Origin of the sequence: Kushneria phyllosphaerae (genome assembly GCF_900312995.1) — a bacterium.
Classification (GTDB): Bacteria; Pseudomonadota; Gammaproteobacteria; order Pseudomonadales; family Halomonadaceae; genus Kushneria; species Kushneria phyllosphaerae.
The window spans coordinates 99758-122123 of record NZ_ONZI01000002.1 but is presented as its reverse complement, the minus strand read 5'-3'; the positions used below and the strand labels follow the sequence as shown (position 1 = coordinate 122123).

Annotated in this window: 21 protein-coding genes; 18 read left to right on the top strand and 3 right to left on the bottom strand. The window is 60.0% G+C overall.

What is annotated here, in order from left to right; all coding sequences use genetic code 11:
* Positions 1-12: 12 nt before the first annotated feature.
* Positions 13-900, bottom strand: coding sequence for a LysR family transcriptional regulator (locus KSP9073_RS06420; RefSeq protein WP_108842160.1), 888 nt, complete (start codon positions 898-900; stop codon positions 13-15).
* Positions 901-1076: 176 nt separating this feature from the next.
* Here KSP9073_RS06420 and leuC point away from each other — a divergent pair, with 176 nt between their 5' ends.
* From leuC to KSP9073_RS06345, 15 genes are all read left to right on the top strand, one after another.
* Positions 1077-2534 carry a 3-isopropylmalate dehydratase large subunit gene (leuC, locus tag KSP9073_RS06415; RefSeq protein WP_108842159.1) on the top strand — a complete coding sequence of 486 codons (1458 nt, stop codon included), beginning with the start codon at positions 1077-1079 and terminating at the stop codon, positions 2532-2534.
* 33 nt (positions 2535-2567) lie between these two features.
* Complete coding sequence (gene leuD / locus KSP9073_RS06410) at positions 2568-3215, top strand: 3-isopropylmalate dehydratase small subunit (RefSeq protein WP_108842158.1); 648 nt, start codon at positions 2568-2570, stop codon at positions 3213-3215.
* Positions 3208-3993, top strand: coding sequence for a class I SAM-dependent methyltransferase (locus tag KSP9073_RS06405; protein WP_108842157.1), 786 nt, complete (start codon positions 3208-3210; stop codon positions 3991-3993). Before leuD ends, KSP9073_RS06405 begins: the two co-directional genes overlap by 8 nt.
* A 9-nt stretch (positions 3994-4002) precedes the next feature.
* Positions 4003-5088, top strand: a complete 1086-nt coding sequence (leuB, locus tag KSP9073_RS06400; RefSeq protein ID WP_108842156.1) for a 3-isopropylmalate dehydrogenase — start codon at positions 4003-4005, stop codon at positions 5086-5088.
* 214 nt (positions 5089-5302) lie between these two features.
* Positions 5303-5911: a GNAT family N-acetyltransferase gene (locus tag KSP9073_RS06395; RefSeq protein ID WP_108842155.1), complete on the top strand. Its 609-nt coding sequence runs from the start codon at positions 5303-5305 to the stop codon at positions 5909-5911.
* Positions 5905-7020, top strand: coding sequence for an aspartate-semialdehyde dehydrogenase (gene asd, locus KSP9073_RS06390; protein WP_108842154.1), 1116 nt, complete (start codon positions 5905-5907; stop codon positions 7018-7020). The genes KSP9073_RS06395 and asd overlap by 7 nt, the downstream gene beginning before the upstream one ends.
* Before the next feature lie 87 nt (positions 7021-7107).
* Entirely contained in the window at positions 7108-8682 is a 1575-nt protein-coding gene (locus KSP9073_RS06385) for a type IV pilus assembly protein FimV (RefSeq protein ID WP_108842153.1), read from the top strand.
* Positions 8683-8783: 101 nt separating this feature from the next.
* The gene (gene truA, locus KSP9073_RS06380; protein WP_108842781.1) at positions 8784-9713 is read left to right on the top strand and encodes a tRNA pseudouridine(38-40) synthase TruA; all 930 of its coding nucleotides are present in this window, start codon (positions 8784-8786) and stop codon (positions 9711-9713) included.
* A gap of 18 nt (positions 9714-9731) precedes the next feature.
* Positions 9732-10364: a phosphoribosylanthranilate isomerase gene (locus tag KSP9073_RS06375; RefSeq protein WP_108842152.1), complete on the top strand. Its 633-nt coding sequence runs from the start codon at positions 9732-9734 to the stop codon at positions 10362-10364.
* A 156-nt stretch (positions 10365-10520) separates the two neighbouring features.
* Positions 10521-11453: an acetyl-CoA carboxylase, carboxyltransferase subunit beta gene (gene accD, locus KSP9073_RS06370; RefSeq protein WP_243409145.1), complete on the top strand. Its 933-nt coding sequence runs from the start codon at positions 10521-10523 to the stop codon at positions 11451-11453.
* A gap of 5 nt (positions 11454-11458) precedes the next feature.
* Positions 11459-12724: a bifunctional tetrahydrofolate synthase/dihydrofolate synthase gene (gene folC, locus KSP9073_RS06365; RefSeq protein WP_108842151.1), complete on the top strand. Its 1266-nt coding sequence runs from the start codon at positions 11459-11461 to the stop codon at positions 12722-12724.
* 15 nt (positions 12725-12739) lie between these two features.
* Positions 12740-13537 (top strand): SPOR domain-containing protein, encoded by a 798-nt coding sequence (locus KSP9073_RS06360; RefSeq protein ID WP_108842150.1) that lies wholly within the window; start codon positions 12740-12742, stop codon positions 13535-13537.
* Complete coding sequence (locus tag KSP9073_RS06355) at positions 13534-14088, top strand: CvpA family protein (protein WP_108842149.1); 555 nt, start codon at positions 13534-13536, stop codon at positions 14086-14088. Before KSP9073_RS06360 ends, KSP9073_RS06355 begins: the two co-directional genes overlap by 4 nt.
* Positions 14089-14147: 59 nt before the next feature.
* Positions 14148-15665, top strand: coding sequence for an amidophosphoribosyltransferase (gene purF / locus KSP9073_RS06350; protein WP_108842148.1), 1518 nt, complete (start codon positions 14148-14150; stop codon positions 15663-15665).
* A 155-nt stretch (positions 15666-15820) separates the two neighbouring features.
* Complete coding sequence (locus KSP9073_RS06345) at positions 15821-17014, top strand: O-succinylhomoserine sulfhydrylase (protein WP_108842147.1); 1194 nt, start codon at positions 15821-15823, stop codon at positions 17012-17014.
* A 61-nt stretch (positions 17015-17075) separates the two neighbouring features.
* Here KSP9073_RS06345 and KSP9073_RS06340 read toward each other — a convergent pair whose 3' ends face one another.
* Positions 17076-18032 (bottom strand): LysR family transcriptional regulator, encoded by a 957-nt coding sequence (locus tag KSP9073_RS06340; RefSeq protein WP_108842146.1) that lies wholly within the window; start codon positions 18030-18032, stop codon positions 17076-17078.
* A 159-nt stretch (positions 18033-18191) separates the two neighbouring features.
* Here KSP9073_RS06340 and KSP9073_RS06335 point away from each other — a divergent pair, with 159 nt between their 5' ends.
* The 3 genes from KSP9073_RS06335 (at position 18192) to KSP9073_RS06325 (ending at position 20795) form a co-directional block, all read left to right on the top strand.
* Positions 18192-18662, top strand: a complete 471-nt coding sequence (locus tag KSP9073_RS06335; protein WP_108842145.1) for a hypothetical protein — start codon at positions 18192-18194, stop codon at positions 18660-18662.
* Positions 18663-18820: 158 nt separating this feature from the next.
* Positions 18821-20167, top strand: coding sequence for an MATE family efflux transporter (locus KSP9073_RS06330; RefSeq protein ID WP_108842144.1), 1347 nt, complete (start codon positions 18821-18823; stop codon positions 20165-20167).
* Between the two features lie 115 nt (positions 20168-20282).
* On the top strand, positions 20283-20795 hold the full coding sequence (locus tag KSP9073_RS06325) for an EF-hand domain-containing protein (RefSeq protein ID WP_165814182.1): 513 nt from the start codon (positions 20283-20285) through the stop codon (positions 20793-20795).
* 59 nt (positions 20796-20854) lie between these two features.
* On the opposite strand, the gene KSP9073_RS06320 is transcribed toward KSP9073_RS06325, so the two are convergent.
* A complete protein-coding gene (locus tag KSP9073_RS06320; protein ID WP_108842142.1) occupies positions 20855-22045 on the bottom strand; it encodes an amino acid aminotransferase in 1191 nt (396 codons plus the stop codon).
* Positions 22046-22366: the final 321 nt, after the last annotated feature.

Sequence of the window (22366 nt, the reverse complement as noted above, 5' to 3'; positions counted from 1 at the left end):
TCAGGTCACGCTTCAGTCGCCGGAAGGTGGCTGGCGAGAGGCTTCGAGCAGATCGATCATGGCGCGCGCCGCATTGGAAAGCGTGCGGTTCTCGTGAAAGAGATAACCCAGCGGGCGTTCGATCGGCGGATGGTCGATATCGAGTCTGTGAACACTGTCATCGAGCAGGGTTTCAGGCAGCACGCTCCAGCCAAGCCCGATGCTGACCATCATCTTGAGTGTTTCCATGTAATTGGTGGACATGGACACGCTGACCTCCAGTCCCGCCCGGTTAAAGGCGCTCATCACCATGGCCCGAGTAAAGGTCTGCTCGCCAGGCAGCACCGCATCGACCTGACTCAGGGCATCAAGGGTGAGCGAACGCTGCCGCGTGAGCGGATGATCCGGTGCGCAGACAAAATGAAGCTGATCCATCCATAAGGGCGTGGCCACAAGGGGCTTGGCCGTGTGCGGTGCCAGGGTGGCCAGTGCCAGCTCGAGTGAGCCATCCATCACGCCCTGATAAGCCTGTTCCGAGTCCAGAAAGCGCATGTCCAGAGTGACCTGTGGCCAGCGCTGCGTATAGCGACGCAAAACAGCGGGCAGACGATGCAGGCCGATATGGTGACTGGTGGCCAGACTCAGTCGGCCACGCACCATACCGCTCAAGCTGGTCAGTGCGCGCTGGGTGTCCTCGAAAAGTCCCAGAATCTCGCGGGCACGAGGCAGCAGCAGATGACCCGCTTCGGTCAGGGCAATGCGTCGGCCGATGCGATCAAACAGGCGTGCATCCGTTTGATGTTCAAGCGTGGCGATGCGTTTGCTGACGGCAGACTGGGTCAGGTGGATCTGTTCGGCGGCCAGCGAAAACGAGCCGCATTCGGCCACGGCCACAAAGGCGCGCAGGCTTTCGGTTTCCATAGATTCCTCATGGGAATGCATGCCATGAATAGGATGAATTGCTTTCATGGTATATCGCGGCGTAGTGTAGATGCCAGACAGGGGTTGATGAGCCGTCATGACAATGACACACCACAAGAGCTCCAGTGCACCCCCGGACCGTGAACGCGCCTCGTGCGCAAGGAAGGAGAGACGATATGGCAGGACAGACGCTTTATGACAAGCTCTGGGCATCGCATCTGGTGTCCAGCCGCGATGACGGCACGTCACTGATTTATATCGACCGTCATCTGCTGCATGAGGTGACCTCACCGCAGGCCTTTGAAGGACTGCGTCTGGCTGACCGTCGTCCCTGGCGTATCGATGCCAACATCGCCACGGCCGATCACAACGTGCCGACTTCCCTGAAGGAGCGCAGCGCCGGGATTGCCGGGATCGAGGACAATGTCTCGCGCATTCAGGTGCAGACGCTCGATGACAACACCACAAGCTTTGGCATTGAAACCTTTGGCATCAACGATGTGCGCCAGGGCATCGTGCATATCATTGGCCCCGAGCAGGGCGCGACACTGCCGGGCATGACCGTGGTGTGCGGTGATTCCCATACCGCCACCCATGGCGCCTTTGGGGCGTTGGCCCACGGTATCGGTACTTCTGAAGTCGAGCATGTGCTGGCGACCCAGTGTCTGATCCAGCGCAAGATGAAGAACATGCAGGTGCGCGTGGAGGGTCAGCTGGGCCCTCACGTCACCGCCAAGGACATCGTGCTGGCCATTATCGGCAAGATCGGCACGGCGGGTGGTACTGGCTGTGCCATCGAATTTGCCGGCAGTGCGATTCGCGATCTCTCCATGGAAGGTCGCATGACGATCTGCAACATGGCCATCGAAGCGGGCGCGCGTGTCGGGCTGGTAGCGGTCGATGACACCACCATCGACTACGTCAAGGGCCGACCGTTTGCGCCGATCCCGGCGCAGTGGGACGCCGCAGTAGAGAACTGGCGCTCGCTGGTGTCTGACGATGACGCTGTCTTTGACAAGGTAGTGACACTGGACGCTGCGGCTATCGAGCCGCAGGTCAGCTGGGGCACTAGCCCCGAGATGGTCGTGGGCATTCATGACCGCGTACCTGATCCGGCTGCGGCCACGGATGACACCACGCGGCGTGGCATTACCCGTGCGCTTGAATACATGGGGCTGCACGCCGGTCAGAAGATGACCGACATTCAGCTGGATCGCGTATTCATTGGCTCATGCACCAACGCGCGTATCGAGGATCTGCGTGCCGCGGCGGCCGTGGTGGAAGGTCGTCAGGTCGCCGGTACGATCAAGCAGGCGATGGTGGTGCCGGGGTCCGGACTGGTGAAGCGTCAGGCCGAACAGGAAGGGCTGGATCAGGTGTTTCGTGACGCCGGTTTTGAATGGCGTGAGGCGGGCTGCTCGATGTGTCTGGCCATGAACGCCGATAAGCTGGGCGCCGGTGAACACTGCGCCTCGACTTCGAATCGCAATTTCGAGGGGCGTCAAGGATATGGCGGGCGTACGCATCTGGTCAGCCCGGCGATGGCCGCGGCGGCCGCGATTGCCGGCCATTTTGTCGATGTTCGCGAGTTTGTCGACACGCCTGCGCCGGCTCGGCGCGCTGCCGGGCTTTAAACGCTCGTCCACGCCATTTTCAAGGAAACCATCATGAAAGCCTTTATTCGTCAAAAGGGTCTGGTCGCGCCGCTGGATCGTGCCAATGTCGATACCGACCTGATCATTCCCAAGCAGTTTCTCAAGTCGATCAAGCGCACCGGCTTCGGCCCCAATCTCTTTGATGAGCTGCGCTATCTCGATGAAGGTTATCCGGGACAGGACTGCTCGAACCGACCGATCAATCCGGATTTCGTGCTCAATCAGCCGCGCTATGAAGGCGCAAGCGTTCTGCTGGCGCGCAAGAATTTTGGCTGCGGCAGCTCACGTGAGCACGCCCCCTGGGCGCTGGAAGACTTCGGCTTTCGCGTCATCATCGCGCCAAGCTTTGCCGATATCTTCTTCAACAATGCGTTCAAGAACGGTCTGTTGCTGATCCAGCTTGATGAGGCCACGGTGGATCGGCTGTTTGATGCCGTCGAGCACACGCCGGGCTACCGTCTGGATGTGGATCTGGTCGAGCAGAAGATCCTGATGCCGGAAGGAGAGGCGATCGATTTTGAAGTGGATGCGTTTCGCAAGTACTGCCTCGAAAACGGGCTGGACGATATCGGCCTGACGCTGACCGATAACAGTCACGCCATTCGCGAGTTCGAAACGCGTCACCGCGCCTCGCAGCCGTGGTTGTTCCGGGATGCCTGAGCCGACGGTAAACAACAGCCACGACGCCGTCGTTGAGCGTCAGTTTGGCGGTCAGGCGGCCGCCTATCTGAGCAGCAGCGTGCACGCTGACGGACAGGAATTTGCTCAGCTGCGTGAACGTGTCGAGGGGATTGCCGCTGCGCGCGTGCTGGATCTCGGCTGTGGCGCCGGTCACGTCAGCTTCAGGGTGGCGGATCTGGCCGACGAGGTTGTCGCCTATGACCTGTCGCCGCGGATGCTCGAGGTCGTGGCGGCTTCGGCATCCGAGCGTGGGCTGGACAACATTCGCACGGTGCAGGGCGTTGCCGAGTCATTGCCGTTCGCCGACAACAGTTTTGATGTGGTATGCAGTCGCTTTTCTGCCCACCACTGGCGTGATGTCGGGCTGGCACTGCGCGAAGCGCGACGTGTCCTGAAACCCGGAGGGCTGGCGGCGTTTATCGATGTCGCCTCATCCGAGCAGCCGCTTTTCGACAGTTTTCTGCAAACCATCGAGATGTTGCGCGACACCAGTCATGTTCGCGACTACACCCCGAGCGAATGGGCGCAAATGGTCGGCGAAGCAGGGCTTGTGGTGACCTCCAGCTCGCGTCAGCGCCTGCGACTGGATTTCGAGACATGGATTGCGCGCATGCGCACGCCTGATGTGATGCGCGACGCCATTCGCCATCTCCAGAGTCAGGTGGGTCAGGAAGTGCGCGACACCTTTGAGGTCGCCTCCGATGGCTCGTTCACGACCGATATGCTGGTGCTGTGGGCGACCAGAGAATCGTTTTAAGGAAAAGACATGAGCAAGAAGATTCTGGTACTGCCAGGCGATGGTATCGGGCCGGAAATTACCCGCCAGGCGCGCCGTGTGCTCGAGGCCTGCCACGCAGCAGGTCTTGATATCGAGATTGATGAAGCCCCGGTCGGTGGTGCCGAGATCGACCGTTCCGGTGTGCCGCTGGCCCCTGAAACGCTTGAAAATGCGAGAGCGTCTGATGCCATTTTGCTGGGCGCCGTTGGCGGGCCGAAGTGGGACACCATGCCCGATATCGCCAACCGTCCGGAGAAGGGGCTTCTGGCCCTGCGCAAGGAGCTGAATCTTTTTGGCAACCTGCGACCGGCGCTGCTCTATCCGCAACTGGTCGAGGCCTCAAGTCTCAAGCCGGAAGTGGTGTCAGGCCTTGATATCATGATCGTGCGCGAGCTGACCGGCGGTATCTACTTCGGTCAGCCGCGTGGGCGTGAGACCCGCGAAGATGGCACACGCTACGGCTACAACACCTATATCTATGACGAACACGAGATTCGTCGTATCGGTCGGGTGGCGTTCGAGATGGCGCAAAAGCGCGGTAAAAAGCTCTGCAGCGTCGACAAGGCCAACGTGCTGGAAGTCACCATCCTGTGGCGCGACATCATGAACGAGCTGGCGCCTGAGTATCCGGATGTCGAACTGTCGCACATGTATGTGGATAACGCCGCGATGCAGCTGGTGCGCGCGCCCAGGCAATTTGACGTGATCGTCACCGGCAATATGTTCGGCGATATTCTCTCTGACGCTGCCGCCATGCTGACCGGGTCGATCGGCATGCTGCCGTCGGCCTCGCTGAATGAAAGCGGTCAGGGCATGTTCGAGCCCTGTCATGGCAGCGCGCCGGATATCGCAGGTCAGGGGCTGGCCAATCCGTTGGCCACCATCCTGTCGGTCGCCATGATGCTGCGCTACTCCCTCAACGAGCCTGATATGGCCGAGCGTATCGAACGCGCCGTAGGCACCGTGCTGGATCAGAGCCTGCGTACCGCTGATATCGCCTATGAGGGCACACGCCAGGTGACCACTGAAGAGATGGGGGACGCCGTGGTGGCTGCGTTCGAATCGAACGCCTGAAGAGGCAGGGTTGTCGCGCCCATTGAATGACGGGTGAGACATGACCCCGGCCATGGCCCAGGCTATGACTCCGACTAGGGCAGCGAACGTGACGGTTCGCTGCCGTTTTGCTGTCTGGCGTCTGTCATGACACTCGCTGAAAGCTGACGTGGCTGGTCATGCGCATCGCGGATGGTAGACTAAAATCTGGTGATGCGCGTGTAGAGGAGGCGGAATGTCGTTGAAACAGGAAGGGCAGCGCTGGTTGATTCGTCAGGCGCGCATGGAGGATGCCGAGGCCGTCTGTCGCATTTTCAATCATGAAGAGGTTTTTCCCAACACGATGCAGCTGCCGTTCAGTTCGCCGTCTTACTGGCAGCAACGCCTTGAATGCATGGACCGCGGTCATCACATGCTCGCCGCCTGTCATCCGCAAGCGCCGGAGACACTGCTTGGGCTGATCGGGTTGCATCCTGTCGCCGCCTCGGCGCGCGTGGCGCATGTCCGAACAATTGGTCTTTCCGTGGATCCCGACTACGCCGGTCAGGGCATCGGCAGTCAGCTTTTAAGGGCGGCCATCGATCTTGCAGACAACTGGTTGAACGTGACCCGGTTAAGCCTTGGGGTCTATAGCCACAATCACCGGGCGATCGAACTCTACGAGCGTCATGGCTTTGTCAAAGAGGGCCTGAGTCGCGGGATATCCTTTGGTCACGGCCGCTATCTGGACAGTCTGGAAATGGCACGCCTGCACCCTCGTTTTGAGCAGGCACTTGAGGCGCAGGGCAGGCCGGATGAAACTCAGGCCCATGATTTATCACAACAGGGGAGCACAAGATGTTGAGAACCGGATTTGTTGGCTGGCGCGGTATGGTGGGTTCCGTACTGCTGCAGCGGATGCTGGAAGAGGACGGCTTCAAAAACATCGAGCCGGTCTTTTTTACCACCTCTCAGACAGGCCGGCCCGGCCCGGATGTGGGCGTTGACGTACCGCCTCTCAAGGATGCCTTTGATGTTCAGGCGCTGGCCGAGCTGGACGTGATCGTGACCTGTCAGGGCGGCGACTACACCAGTGACGTGTATCCGAAGCTGCGCGAATCCGGCTGGAAGGGCTACTGGATCGACGCGGCCAGCACCCTGCGCATGAACGACGACACGGTCATCGTGCTGGATCCGGTCAATCGTCAGGTTATCGATCAGCGCCTGGACGATGGCTTTAAAACCTTTGCCGGCGGTAACTGTACGGTCAGTCTGATGCTGATGGGGCTTGGCGGGCTGTATGAGGCCGGGCTCATCGAGTGGATGACGTCGATGAGTTATCAGGCGGCTTCCGGGGCCGGCGCGCAAAACATGCGCGAGCTGCTCAACCAGATGTCGCTGGTCGGTAATGCAGCCCGCGCCGAGCTGGATGATCCGGCATCGGCCATTCTTGACATCGATCGCAAGGTCATCGAAGCCATGCGTGGCAGTGACTTCCCCACGGAGCATTTTGGTGCGCCACTGGGTGGCAGTCTGCTGCCGTGGATCGACAAGAAGCTGGATAATGGCCAGAGCAAGGAAGAGTGGAAGGGCGGCGTCGAAAGCAACAAGATCCTTGGCATGGCGCCCAATACGGTGCCGGTCGATGGCCTCTGCGTTCGTATCGGCTCCATGCGCTCTCATGCGCAGGCCTTCACAATCAAGTTGACGCGCGATGTGCCGATAGACGAGATCGAGGATCGAATTGCACGTCATAACGATTGGGTCAGCGTCGTGCCCAACGACAAGGACGCGACACTTGCGCGCCTGACGCCGGCCGCCGTAACCGGCACTCTGGATGTGCCGGTGGGTCGTCTGCGCAAGATGGCCATGGGTGGAGAGTATCTCTCGGCCTTTACGGTCGGCGATCAGCTGCTGTGGGGGGCGGCTGAGCCACTGCGCCGCATGCTGGCACTGCTGGTCGAGCGCCACTGACGCATCCGCCATCGTTATGCACGCCGGGGCGCCTCATTGAGGCGCCCTTTTTGTTGGCTGCCCTGACAAGTATGACTGGAGAGCATGATGGCCGAACGGCCCTGTCGTTTGCGTTTACGAAACTGCCTGCTGGGCGCGCTGCTGATGTCGGGTTCAATGATGGCCCATGCCGTGGGCATCGCCGCGCCGCAGGTCATGTCCGGCTTCAATGAACCATTGAAGGCACGCGTGGCGCTGCTGGATACCGGCACCCTGCGCGCTGATGATCTTCGGGTCGGGCTGGCAGACAGTGCCCGCTGGCAGGCCATGAATATTGAGCGAAGTGCTGATACCGATACCCTGCAACTGGCGGTCAACGGTACGCCCGGTCACCTCTATCTGGACATTCTGGGGAGTCGCGCACTGGAGGCGCCCTGGCTGGACGTGGTGCTCACCCTGAGCTGGCCGAAGGGAGAGCTGACGCCTCAGCTAACACTTTTGCCCTCGGAAAATGCCGCCACCGATGAAAAAGCGACGTTGGCTGCCGCCACGCCCGCCTTCGCACAGACAGCACGCAGCAGGATACCTGTGCCCAGCGATGCAGGCCGTGATCAGCGCGTTGAGCGCCAGACACGTGCGCCGGAGACAGCGGCACAGGACAGCCGACGCGTGGCCGCGCTTGAAGACAGACTTGATCGACTGGAGCAGCAGCTGCGTACCAGTCAAGAAATGCAGGCGACACTGACGGCAGATCTCGAATCCGTCAGGACGCAGTCGCTTGTCAGCCAGACACCCAACGACAACGCTGAAGTGCAAGCGCTGGCCCAGCGTCAGCAGGCTCTGGAAGGCCGTCTGGACCAGCTGAATCAGCAGGCGGTGACGGTCGCCAGTGCTGTAATGTCTTCTGACGTCTCCCAGCCTGACGCGCCGCTGCAGCAGGTTTCGTCTCCATCGCCGGCACCTGCCCTCGACAATGGTGCCGGGCGTCAGGGTGATTTCATCTGGACCTGGGCGCTGGCCGCGCTCTTGTTGATGCTGGCGGGCACATGGGCAGGAGTACGCCGCTGGCGGCAGCGCCGCTATCGTCTGGTCAGCGCCGAAGAACTTTCGCCGCGGGCAGGGCCGGCTTCTTCCCTTGTGGGGGTGGCCTCTGCCGGTGAAGAAGGGCGCAGCGCTCATGAGACGGGCATTGTCAGCGCCGAGCAAAACGAGGTGTGGGCCGCCCATCGTGCTCAGATCGAGGCGATCTGCGCGGAAGCCGAGGTGTTTCATCGCCATGGCCGGCGCGAGCATGCCATCACCATGTTGAAGGAAGGGCTGGCGCATTATCCGAGCGATTTTCAGCTGATACAGGCGCTGGCCGCACTGGAGGCCGCCTCTGACAACGTTGAGGCGCATGATGGCCATGACGATCGGCATCCGTCGATGGCCTCGGTTTCCGCGCTTGAGGCATCGCCGGCGCTGGCACCGGTCTGGTCATTGTCCTCTTCCCGGGCACGGGATGACGCTGTCGACGCCGCCCAGTGGCCTGTCTCCGAGGATATGGCCGATCATCGCGTGGATTTTCCCACCACACCGTCGGCCAGTTTCCCTCGCGACTGGGCACTCGAAGAGGTGGCATTTAAGGGCGCCGATACGGATAATGAGCGCCCCGATGCAGATCGACTTTCTCGCCGTGCCTGAAAGGGCATGAGGCAGGGTTGATCTGCCCGTCTCTTACATGAAGACGACCGGCCTGGGCGTTCATGCCTTCGCTGCCGGCCGTCCCTGCATTACCGAGTCACATGTCCTTTTTTACACGACTGGATGAAAACGAGCGCGTCAGCGGCCGTATTGCACTGGGCCTTGAGTACCGTGGTACGGCCTATCAGGGCTGGCAGCGTTTGAACCATGGTCCCTCTCTTCAGGCCTCTCTCGAGGCTGCGCTTTCCCGCATTGCGCAGGCTCCCATTGAAGTCATGTGTAGCGGACGTACTGACAGCGGCGTGCATGCCACCCGGCAGATCGTGCATTTCGATACGACCAGCGCGCGTACGCTCAAGGCCTGGGTCATGGGCACCAATGTCAACCTGCCGCGCGACATGTCCGTGCGTTGGGCACGTGTCATGCCCCATGACTTTCATGCCCGCTTCTCAAGTCTTGCCCGTCGCTATCGCTATGTGATTGTCAACCAGCCCATGCCCCCGGCGCTTGATGCCGAGCACATGACCTGGCACCGACACCCGCTGGATGAAAAACGCATGCACGAGGCCGCGCAGTCGCTGATCGGCGAGCATGATTTTTCCGGCTACCGTGCAGCCGGCTGTCAATCCAGTACGCCCTGGCGTCATGTACACTTTGTCGAGGTGACGCGTGTAGGGCCTCTGGTGGTCATCGATATTCAGGCCAACGCCTTTTTGCATCACATGGTGCGCAATATCGCCGGCGTTTTGATCGCCGTGGGGGATGGGCGGCGCGAGGTGTCCCGCGCGAGTGACCTTCTGGAAGGCCGGGATCGCACGCTTTCCGAGGCGACCGCGCCGGCGCATGGGCTGCACTTCGTCGATGTGTACTATGATCCACGATTTGAACTGCCGGCCGAGCCACTGGGTCCGGCCGGACTTTATTTCAGCGGCGAATGGACCGGTCAGCGCACATTGCCGGCCTCGAACTATCAGCGCCCTGTCTATCGCGGTGAACCGGCCGGGCACCTGTCATCGCCAGGACGTGTGTAATTACCAGGACCTTTGCCAATGCGAACCCGAATCAAGATATGTGGACTGACGCGCGAAGCGGACGTCGATGCCGCTGTCGCGGCGGGTGCCGATGCACTGGGGTTTGTCATGTGGCCCGGCAGCAAGCGGGCGCTGACGCCCGAGCGGCTTGCGCAGCTCAGCGCTCGGGTACCGCCTTTTGTGACCCGGGTAGGGCTGTTTGTTGATCAGACGCCGGATCTCATTGCCGGCTGCGCGCCCTGGCTTGACATGCTTCAGTTTCATGGCGAAGAACCGCCCGAAGCCTGCGAGATTTACGGCATGAGCTGGCTCAAGGCCCTGCGCATGCGCGATGATATTGATCTTTATGAGCAGGCCAGGCGCTATTATCAGGCGCGTGGCCTGCTGCTGGATGCCTACCGCCCCGGCGTGCCGGGAGGAACCGGCGAGACCTTTGACTGGTCGCGGGTGCCAAAAGATCTGGCGCTGCCGATCATACTGGCCGGGGGCCTGACGCCGGATAACATCGTGCGGGCCGTCGATCAGGTCTCGCCTCATGGGGTGGACGTCTCCGGTGGGGTAGAGGCCGCTGCCGGGGGCAAGGATCATGACCTGATCAAGGCCTTTATTGACGGGGTACAAACAGCCGATGTGGCCTCGGCCCTGCGCTGATGCTGGCAGACGGTAGACAGGGTTATGCCGGTGTACATGCACGCCGGGCTGGCCCTCACTGCCGTCGATGATTGATAATGGGGCCATGCGCCATGTGCTGTTTTCGGCGCGCCCATTTTAAAGACTGACCATCAACGATATGGAAGCCCTTTCTCGATGAGCTGGCTCGACAAGATTGTTCCTTCAATGGGGCGTACTGCCCGTACCGATCGTCGCAATAACATTCCCGACGGCCTGTGGCGCAAATGTCCCAATTGTGAGGCTGTCCTTTATCGGCCCGAGCTTGAGCGGCATCACAATGTCTGCCCCAAGTGTGATCACCACCTGCGTTTGAACGCACGTCGCCGCCTTTCCTGGTTTCTCGACAGTGAGGGGCGCGAAGAGATCGCCGCTCAGCTCGAGCCGGTAGATCGCCTCAAGTTTCGTGACTCCAAGAAGTACAAGGACCGTCTGGCCGGGGCACAAAAGGCCACTGAAGAAAAGGATGCCCTGATCGTCATGAAGGGGACCCTGGATGGTCTGCCGGTCGTGGCGGTGGCGTTCGAGTTCGAATTCATGGGCGGCTCCATGGGCAGCGTCGTGGGCGAAAAATTCGTGCGCGCTGCAACGATTGCCCGGGAAGAGAAGCGTCCGCTGGTCTGCTTTGCGGCCTCCGGTGGTGCGCGCATGCAGGAAGCGCTGTTCTCGCTGATGCAGATGGCCAAGACCTCGGCAGCGCTGGAGCGCCTGCGTGAAGCCGGTACCCCCTATATCTCGGTGCTGACAGATCCGGTCTTTGGCGGCGTGTCGGCCTCGCTGGCCATGCTGGGAGACCTGAACGTGGCTGAGCCCAATGCCCTGATCGGTTTTGCCGGGCCGCGCGTTATCGAGCAGACCGTGCGTGAAAAGCTTCCCGAAGGCTTTCAGCGCAGCGAGTTTCTGCTGGAACACGGCACGGTTGACATGATCATTCACCGCAGCGAGATGCGCACGCGTCTGGGTCGTATTCTGCGCACGCTGACCGATCGTCCTTCCGAGCCTGCCGTGACCATGCTGGAAAACGTGGAAGGGGATGATGGGACACCGTACAGCGCCGAGGCTGCGCGCTGATCATCATGTCTTGCACATTGACACAGTGGCTGGCCCACCTGGAAAAGCTTCATCCGGTCGCCATTGACCTTGGGCTTGATCGCATTCGCGTCGTGGCCGAACGTCTGGGGCTGCTGTCCGGCCTCATTGCACGCCAGGTGGTCACCGTGGCCGGCACCAACGGCAAGGGGTCGACCGTGGCCATGCTGGAGGCCGTGGCGCGTGCCCACGGACTGAGCACGGCCTGCTATACCTCGCCCCATCTGCTGCGCTATAACGAACGCCTTCTTTTTGACGGTGATGAGGTCAGCGATGACGCCCTGATTGACGCCTTTGAGCGCATCGAGGCTGTACGTGGTGATACCGGGCTGACCTATTTTGAAATGGGGACGCTGGCGGCACTGGTCATTATTCGTGACCGTGCCCCGGACATGGCCATTCTTGAGGTCGGGCTGGGTGGTCAGCTGGATGCGACCAATATCATTGATGCCGACATCGGCATCGTGACCAGCGTAGCGCTTGATCATGCCGATTTTCTCGGCACCGATATTGAAAAAATCGGCGCCGAGAAGGCCGGCATTTTGCGCGCCGGTCGGCCGGCCATCCTGGGCAGTCGGCACATGGTTAAAAGCGTTGCGGCACATGCTGCAGCGCTACCGGTGTCTCACTGTCTGGTGCTGGGGCAGGATTTTGACTGGCAGCGTGAAGAGAGGGGTCGCTGGCTATGGCAGTGTCCGACCGGGGCATTGGCTTCTACATTGACGGCGCTTCCCGACCCCGGCCTGCCGCTGGACAATGCTGCCAGTGCGCTGACGGCGCTTGAAGCGCTGGGCATACCGCTTGAGGCCGAAAGGCTTGAGCAGGCCTTTTCCGGCATCCGACTGGCAGGGCGTATGCAGCGCATCGGGCGTTACTGCCTCGATGTGGCACATAATCCGCACGCCGCCGGCTATGTGGCCGATCAGTTGGCGCAAAGGCCTGTCACACGCCGGGTGGCACTGCTGGGCATGCTGGGGGACAAGGATGCCGAAGGGGTGATCGACGCACTCTGGCCGGTGGTTGATGACTGGCTGGTGGTGACGCTTTCGGGTGCGCGCGCGCGCCCGGGCGATGCTCTGGCAGAGATCATCCGAGCCCGTGGTGGGCAGGTCATGGCCATGGCTGATGGTCCGGCAGCAGGGATCGACTGGCTTGAACAACATTCACAACATGATGACGTACTGGTTTGTGGCTCCTTTTTTACCGTGGCAGAAGTACTGGCTCGGCTCGAAAGGGGCGAGGGAACCGCGTAACAGGGAGAGAGTCGCATGAAATACGGCATGCGTGAGCGCATCAGCGGTATCGTCATTATCGTGGCACTGGCATTGATCCTGCTGCCCATTTTGTTTGGTGGATCAGGCAAAGACAAGGACAAGGAAAAGGCCGGCGATGACTCGTCAGTGGTCATCGAGCAGCCAATCGAGATGTCACAACCAGATGTCTCCGAGCCGCAGTCACCGCTGCCCAGCGACAACGTCAGCACTGACGAGGCCTCCAGCGATCGATCCGGTCAGGCCAGTCAAAGCAATCAGCTCTTCCCGGACCGCGAGCGTGAACCGGCATCGACACGGACGCCGACCTCCAGCGAGCCTTCCTCTTCGCAGACCGGGTCGCGCGACAGCGCGTCGTCACGCGCAGACACTGCCTCTTCAACCAGTACCGGCTCGAGCAGCAATCGTTCAGCCAGTACCAGCAAGCCGACCACGCCTTCACGAGGCAGCAGTAGCGCCAGCACAACGCGTCAGACCCCGGCCCGCAGTGATGATTCCTCGGGAGATCCGATCATGGCCGCTGCCAACCGTAACAGCCACAGTGCCCCACAGTCTTCCGCCAGCGGTGGCTGGGCCGTTCAGGCCGGCAGTTTCGGTCAGCCCGGTAACGCAGATCGCCTGATCGAGCAGCTCAAGGCTCTGGGCTTTTCGGCCTATAAGCAGCCGCGTGGCGAGCTCAATACGGTCTACGTCGGCCCTTTTGGCTCGACCGAAGAGAGTGAGCAGGCACGTAGCGCGCTACAGGAAAAGGCCAATATCAAGGGGCTGATTGTTCGCCGCGAAGGTGGTCAGTGAGCTGGACCTGGATTGACTGGGCGTTTGTCATCATTCTGGGATTTTCTGTCCTGTCAGGTTTTGCGCGTGGCTTCATTCGCGAAGGGCTGGGGCTGGCCGCGTGGATTGCCGCGCTGCTGACGGCGCGGGCCCTGGCAGAACCTGCCGCCGGTCTTTTTGCCGACTATATCGACAGTCAGCAAATTCGATTGGTGGTCGGGTTTGTGCTGGTGGTATTTGTCGTGCTGCTGCTGGCCAACATGGTGATCAGACTGCTGCACGCCATGATTGAATGGGTAGGCATGGGGTTTTTCAATCGTTTGATGGGCGCCGGATTCGGCCTGCTGCGAGGTGGCTTTGTCCTTGTGGTGATCGTGGCCGTGGTCGGATTGACCCCATTGAGCCAGACCGACGACTGGCAGCAGTCGACCTTTTTACCCTGGGTCGAGCAGGGGCGTGATCTGGCCATTCGCCAGTATCAGCAGCTCGACAGGGATCAGTCCCTCATGGATGAAGCATCGCAGCGCGCTCGTGAACTGCAAGGGCGTCTGCCACGGCAGATGTCGCAATGATCAAGCGATCAGTACGGCCGGCAATACACCGGCAATCACCGACAGCGAGGATGTAACGCATGTGCGGTATCGTGGGCCTGATGGCCAACTCGATGGTAAACCAGGCAGTTTATGATGCGCTGACGGTGCAACAGCACCGGGGCCAGGACGCTGCCGGCATGATGACCTGGGACAACGGGCGCTTTTTGCTGCGCAAGAGCAATGGTCTGGTGCGCGACGTCTTTCATACGCGTCATATGCAAAGACTCAAGGGCAATATCGGCATCGGTCATGTGCGCTATCCGACCGCCGGCTCTGCCAGCGAGTCGGAGTCCCAGCCCTTTTATGTCAACTCACCCTATGGGATCGCGCTGGTCCACAACGGCAATCTGACCAATTCCGAGCAGCTCGTGGCCGAACTGTTCAATGCCGACCTGCGCCACATCAATACCAGTTCGGATTCCGAGGTCCTGCTCAATGTCTTTGCCCACGAGCTTGGCAAGCAGGGACATCAGCTGGAAGCCGAGGACATTTTTGATGCCATTCGCCGGGTGCATCGTCGCTGCAAGGGCGGCTATGCAGCAGTGTCGATCATTAACGGCAAGGGGCTGGTCGCCTTTCGTGATCCCCATGGCATTCGTCCGGTAGTCTTTGGTCGGCGTGATACGCCGGAAGGGCCGGAGTACATGATTGCCTCTGAATCCGTGGCGCTGGATGTGGCAGGCTTTGAGCTGATCCGCGATCTGGCACCTGGTGAGGCGCTCTACATCGATATGGCGCGCAACCTGCATACACAGCAATGCGTTGAAAAAGCGCGGCTCACGCCCTGCATTTTCGAGTATGTCTATCTGTCCCGCCCGGATTCGATTATTGATGGGGCCAATGTCTACGCCACGCGCATGCGCATGGGGCAAAAGCTTGCCGAGAAGATCAAGCGTGACTGGCCCGAGCAGGATATCGATGTCGTGATCCCCATTCCCGATACCAGTCGCACGGCGGCCCTGGAGCTGGCGCTGCATCTGAACGTGGCGTATCGCGAAGGCTTCATGAAAAACCGCTATATCGGGCGCACCTTCATCATGCCTGGGCAAACCCAGCGTCAGAAGTCGGTGCGTCAAAAGCTCAATGCCATCGATATCGAGTTTTCCGGCAAGAATGTTCTGCTGGTGGACGACTCCATCGTCCGCGGTACCACCTGTAATGAAATCATTCAGATGGCTCGCGAAGCCGGCGCCAAAAACGTCTACTTTGCTTCCGCTGCACCTGCAGTGCGCTATCCTAATGTCTACGGCATCGATATGCCCGTGGCCATGGAGCTGATTGCCTTTGACCGCACGAGCGATGATGTGGCCGAGATGATCGGCGCCGATCGGTTGATCTATCAGGACCTGGACGATCTCAAGGAAGCGGTCAGAGAGATCAATCCGGACCTTGAGGAGTTTGACTGTTCGGTCTTTGATGGCTGCTATGTGACCGGTGATATCGATCCGGATTATCTGGCCCGGCTTGAAATCTCTCGTAGTGACGCTGCCAAGCAGCAGTCCAGCGGTGGCCATGCGCAGGTGGATCTGCACAACGATGTCGAGGAAGTTGACTGATCCCCACGGTCGCGGCAGGGTAAGGTGTCGCTAAAGGGTATTCATTGAATGACCGGGCCATGCGCCCGGTCATTTTGTTCATGACGATGACGGGCGAAGCTGCCCCGGGCATTTTTAAATGATGTCACGGTCTTCGACCATTCAAGGAAGCCACCATGTTTGAAAAAGACGCTCAGAGCGACCATCTGCATCCAGATACGCTGGCCATTCGTGCCGGCCATCAGCGCACCCATGAGCAGGAACACAGTGAGCCGATCTTTCCCACTTCAAGCTTTGTCTATGAAAGCGCCGCTGAAGCCGCGCGCAAGTTCTCGGGCGAGGAGCCGGGCAATGTCTATTCGCGCTTTACCAACCCCAGCGTGCAGACCTTTGAAGCCCGGCTTGCAGCAATGGAAGGGGCCGAGGCCTGTGTGGCCACGTCATCGGGCATGGCCGCTATCATGTCGACCGTGCTCGGACTGCTGGAAGCCGGTGACGAGATCGTCGCCTCGCGAGCGCTTTTTGGCTCCACGGTCAGCCTGTTTGCCAAATATTTTGGCAAGTTTGGAGTGGTGACCCATTTCGTGGAGCTTTCCGACCTGGAGAGCTGGAAGGCGGCCATGACGCCGCGTACGAAACTGCTGTTTGCCGAGACGCCTTCCAACCCCTTGTCCGAGATTGCCGATATTCGCGCGCTGGCCGATATTGCCCATGACCACGGCGCCTGGCTTGCCATCGATAACTGCTTTTGCACGCCGGCGCTTTTGCGCCCGATCGAGCATGGGGCCGATCTGATCATTCATTCGGCGACCAAGTATCTCGATGGGCAGGGTCGTGCCATCGGCGGCGCCGTGGCCGGTCGCGCCGATCTGGTCAAGGAAGTGCACGGGGTGGTACGTACCTGTGGCCCGAGCATGAGCCCCTTCAATGCCTGGATTTTTACCAAGGGCCTGGAAACGCTGGGACTGCGCATGCGCGCGCACTGTGACAATGCGCTGGCACTGGCGAAATGGCTCGAGGCGCATCCCGGTGTGGAACGGGTGCACTACAGTGGCCTGACGTCCCATCCCCAGCATGCGCTGGCCGCACGTCAGCAAAGCGGCTTCGGCGCCGTGCTGGGCGTGGAGGTGAAAGGCGGACGTGAAAGCGCCTGGTCGGTGATTGACGCCACAAGGCTCTTGTCGATTACCGGCAATCTGGGCGATCTCAAGACCACCATCACCCATCCCGCCACCACGACGCACGGGCGCCTCAGCGATGAACAGCGGGCCACGGCGGGCATTACGGAAGGCTTGATCCGGATTGCAGTGGGCCTTGAACATCTCGAGGACATCAAAAAGGATCTGGCCCGCGGACTCGACGCCCTTTAATTCAGGGCTTGTTCACCCATCAGGGCCTCAGGCGCTTGCCGAGGCGCTGATGGATCTGTTCTCAGGCCATCGGGTCATAGCCCTGCAGCATGCCGATGCGTGGCATGTTGCGCTCCCATATCGGCGGCTCTCCCACGACTTCCTGCAGGCACTCGATAAAGCGTCGGGTCTTGAGCGAGAGAAATTCGCGATGGGGATAAACCATATAAATATCGGGGCTCGGTGCCAGTCGTAGCTCAGGCAGAATGGGAAACAGTTTGCCATCGCGAAAGGCGTCTTCCAGCATGAAGGCCGACATCACTCCATAACACAGCCCCACCAGCATGGCTCTGACCATGACCTCAGGCTCATTGGTTCGAAAGTGTGAGTTGAATGCGCCGCGAACGATCGTGTTGTGCTCGTTGTAGTAATGGAGATAGTCCAGCGTCAGATCGTCGCGTGAGTAGGTGACGGCCGGTAATCGCAGCAACTCCTCGACACTTTCCGGCAGGCCGTGTCGTTGAATGAACTCGGGGCTGGCGCAGATGACCCGATGATTGTTGGCCAGCGGGCGGGCAATGAGCGATGAGTCCTGCGGCTCGCTGATGCGAATGACCAGATCATAACCGCCGGCGATCACATCGACGTAGGCGTTATCGAGCTGTAGCTCAACGTGCATATCGTTAAAGCGTCTCATGAAAAGGCCGAGCGCCGGGCCAACATACCGCCGACCAAAATCCGTTGGCGCATTGATGCGTAAAACGCCTCGCGGTTCGCTTTGATAGGCCTCCGCCACGTGCCGGGCATCTTCAAGGGCGGTGCGCAGGCGCAGGGCGCGGTGATAGATTTCCCGCCCGACATCCGTGAGATGCACCACACGGGTCGAGCGGTTGAAAAGTCGCACCTCCAGTTCCTTTTCCAGCTGTCGGATCTGGCGTGAAATCACCGAACGGTCAACGTGGCGCAGGTCAGCGGCACGCGTAAAGCTTCCGGCCTCAACCACTTCGGCAAGGAGTAAAAGACGGCTGGACAGATCCATGACTGCTTACGCTCTCCCGGCTCGAATGTTGCATTTTTGGCAACATGAAGTTGTTATAGGGTGCATCGATCAGAAGTGCTTTCAGGCGGAAAATATATCTATCGGCACGGGCGCTGACAAAACAAGTCCGAGATATACCACACTGAAAAGGGACATGACATGACACGCACACTTCTGATCGCTGCGCTTTCACTGACCACGCTGATGGCACAGCAATCCATGGCCTCCACTGTTGAAAGCCAGTTCATGAAGGCCAACAATGGTGAGACGCTCAACACCAGCAGCAGTACGCTGTCGCGTTCCGCGGTCGCCACTGCCGAGGGACTGACCGGCACCTATTATACGGCTCAGGGGGCCCCGCATCGTTTCCAGTTCAATGTCGAGAATGGCGGTCAGGTTCAGCTGGTCAGCCGTCATCCGGCAGGGGCGCACAATACGGCCTATCGTCTGAATGCCATGGTGCTTGATCAGCAGGGTCAGGTCGTGGCCAGCAGCGCCAGCGATGCACAGGGCAACTTCAACATCGACAGCAACCTGACGGCCGGGCAGTACACGCTGGTAGTGGATGGTCACACCACCCAGAGCCCCTCAAGCTCGGACAGCAGCTACGAGATCCTTACCTCGATGTAAACCGAAGGCCTCTGCCGGCCCGTACGCCGCCAGAAAACGACGGTCCGGGAAAGCAGGCATTGCCTGCTTTTTTTTGTGCATAAGGTTAGACTGCGCGCCGCATTCCCTTTCATCCCATCAACTCTGGAGGTGCTGTGGCATCGCCTCAAACCCGAGAAATGGGTAAAACCCTGTGGCACCAGACACTGCCGATGGCTGTGGGCGTGATGGCGCTTCTGGGCTTCAATCTGATTGATAGTATTTTTATTGCGCGCCTGGGCACCCAGCCACTGGCGGCACAGTCGTTCACGTTTCCGGTAGCGACGGTCATCATTGGGGTACAGGTTGGCTTTGGCATTGCCATTGCAGCCTTGATCTCCCGCGCGCTGGGGGCGGATGAGCCGGCCCGCGCTCGGCGGCTGGGCAGTCTTGTACTGCTGGGCGGCAGTGCTGCCATGTTGTTGCTGCTGGTGGTGCTCTGGCTTTTGGAGCCGATCATTTTCCGCCTGCTGGGGGCCAATGAAGCCACCATGGTGCTGATCCATCAGTACTGGGGGCCATGGCTGCTGGCCAGCTGGATCGGGGCGCTGCTGTATCTGGGTTATAGCCTCTTTCGCGCTCACGGGGAAACGCGTCTCCCCGGTCGCATGATGGTGCTGACCAGTCTGATCAACCTTGTGCTGGACCCTGTACTGATCTTCGGCGTGGGGCCTTTCAAGGGCTGGGGTCTGGCGGGTGCGGCATGGGCAACCCTGATTGCCTTTGTCATTGGTCTTCTGGTGCTGGCAAAAAGCCTTTCCCGGCGTGACTGGCTCAGCGCTTCCGGCCTTCGTCAGGAAGCCGGTGTCTCGCTTACGCGTTTTATGAGCATTGCGTTACCGGCCATGGCGTCGCAGCTGCTGCCGGCGGTGTCGGCGCTGGCAGCGACCGGTATCGTGGCAAGGCTTGGCGAGGCGGCTGTCGCGGCCTGGGGGCTGGCTGCGCGTCTGGAAACCTTTGTCATTCTGGTGGTTCTGGGGTTGACCATGTCTCTGCCCCCCTGGCTTGGCCGCAGTTTTGGGGCAGGGCACTGGCAGGAAATTCGCGCACTGATGAATCTGGCCGCACGAGTGGTGCTGGTCTGGCAGCTGGTGCTTGGCATTGTGCTCAGTGCCGCAGCTATGCCGTTGGCAGGACTGCTGGCGGGCAATGAGGAAGTGAGAAGTATGCTGGCCATGCTTTTGCATTTCATGCTGCCAAGCTACGCCTTTTTAGGGATATGCATGCTGGTGGTATCGGCGTGCAATGCGCTTGGCTGGCCACGCCGTGCCGTCACGGTTTCCTTCATGCGGCTTTTTGTCTGCTATTTGCCCTGCCTGAGTCTCGGCGCCTGGCTCGGGGGATTCATGGGGTTGGGTATTGGTGCAGCCATTGGCAACGTGCTGGCCGGCGTACTGGCCTGGTGGAGCTATCGTCGCATACTGGGTGACAAGGGCCGCGAGTCGGGTGACATGATCTCCAGCCAGCAGCATGAACGTCTTTCGTGAAGAGTGGCAGTGTTGCGTTTATAGTATTAGTACTCTTTCATGACTGATGGTTCGGAGACGTTTTATGCGCAGTGGGCCAACAAGATATCGTGACAGGCTGTCAGGGCTTGTTATCGTGGCAACGCTGGCCGGGTGCGCGCAGCACTCGACACAGCACAGCGATGCTGCACAGGCAGGCACGTCATCCGATGATGGTTTAAATGTCGATGCGCTCTTTGATCAGGCCAATACCGATGCGCGTAGTGGTCTCAGCGCGCTTGATCTGGAGCGTCTGGGGCTGGGAGATCACTGGAACACGCTGGATAAAAACGGTGACGGCCAGATTTCACGTCAGGAATTTCGCCGGCGTCTTGATGATCCTGCCATTTCGCAGCGGCTTCATGCCCTGGCGCAGGGTTCGGAAGGAAAGACTTCGGAGCAGGCCGTGTCTTCGGCCTGGCATTTGCCGCCAGAGTCGCCTTCCCAGACGTGGCAGCGTTCAAACACGTCTTCGACTCCTGCTACATTGAGTGCACCTTCGAGTGCGCCTTCGGCAGCGGCATGGGGGGTGTCGGGGGCTTCCGAGGAGCAGGCGCCGGTTGAGCCTGCTGCACCGGCAGACAATTCCGGGGATTCAGCCTCTCCCTGAGGTATGCAGATAAAAAAAGCGAGCCTTCAGGCTCGCTTTTTTGTGCTGACACCGAATCGTTATTTGACGACCGTGGCGATGGCACGAGCCACATAGTCCAGTGACTCTTCGGAAAGTCCCGCGATGTTGGCACGCCCGGAACCGACCATATAGATACTGAACTCATCGCGCAGTCGCTTGACCTGTTCCTGACTCAGGCCGGTGTAGGAGAACATGCCACGCTGCTCGGCAATGAAGGCAAAGCGCTCTTCAAGGCCGTGCGGGCGAAAGGCTGCCACAAAGTCACTGCGCAGGCCGTTGATGCGCCCGCGCATGTCGGCAAGTTCCTGCTTCCACTGCTCGGTCAGTGTCTGCGAGCTCAGGATTTCAGCCACTACGGCGGCGCCGTGAGAGGGTGGCGTGGAGTAGTTCTCGCGTGCAGCAATGGCGACCTGGGTGCGCACGTTCTGCATCTGCTCTGAATCGGCGGCCAGCACCATCAGCGACCCTGTACGCTCACGATAGAGACCGAAGTTTTTTGAGCACGAGGTGGTGATCAGCATTTCGTCGAGGGCTTCGACAAACAGGCGTACGCCGAAGGCGTCCTGATCGAGCCCGTCACCAAAGCCCTGGTAGGCAAAGTCGATCAGCGGCAGCAGCCCGCGTGATTTAACCACTTCAAGGATCTCATGCCACTGATCCTCGGACAGGTCAAAGCCGGTCGGGTTATGACAGCAGGCATGCAGCAACACGATGTCGCCTTCGGGGACTTCCTTCAGGGCGGCCAGCATGGCCTCGAAGTCCAGACGATTATCGGCGTTGACGTAGGGGTAGCGTTTGACCTCGATGCCCGCGGCGTCAAAGATGGCCGGATGATTGGGCCAGGTCGGGTCACTCAGCCAGATGGCGCGGTTTGGCAGATGCGCCTTCAAAAAGTCGGCGGCCAGACGCAGGGCACCGGTGCCTCCCGGTGTCTGGGTCGTGCTGATGCGCCCGGCTTTCAATGTGGCAGAGTCTTCACCCACCACCATCCTGGTGACCGCCTCGGTATAGCGTGAATCGCCATGAGAGCCAATGTAGCTTTTGGTGGCCTCGTTTTGACAAAGCTGCTCTTCTGCCTTCTTGACCGTCGCAAGTACCGGCGTGCGGCCCTGGTCATCACGATAGACACCAACTCCAAGATCAACCTTTTGGGGATTGGAATCCTGCTGATAGGCTTCGATCAGGCCGAGGATGGCGTCCCCGGGAACTCGCTCGATACGCTCGAACATCTTCAATGACTACCTCGTCGGGTTGACGGTCCACAATGGATGGGCATACGGATCACACTCGGGAAATAATGCCATCGCGGCGCCGCTACGGCTACCGCAGATACGCAGCGCTCACGGATGAGGCTGGAAAACGCCTGACGCGTGGCATCGAAACGACCGTTCGAGCGTTTGCGAAAGAGGGGCTGGCAGGGCGGAAAAATTATTGAAGAGGTTACCGGGGATGCCATTCCCCTCTGGTCATGGTGCGGTGCATTATTCCCACGAGGCTTCCCGCTACCGTGGGCGGGTCATACACCAGAGACCAGGGCCGCCTCGAGATGC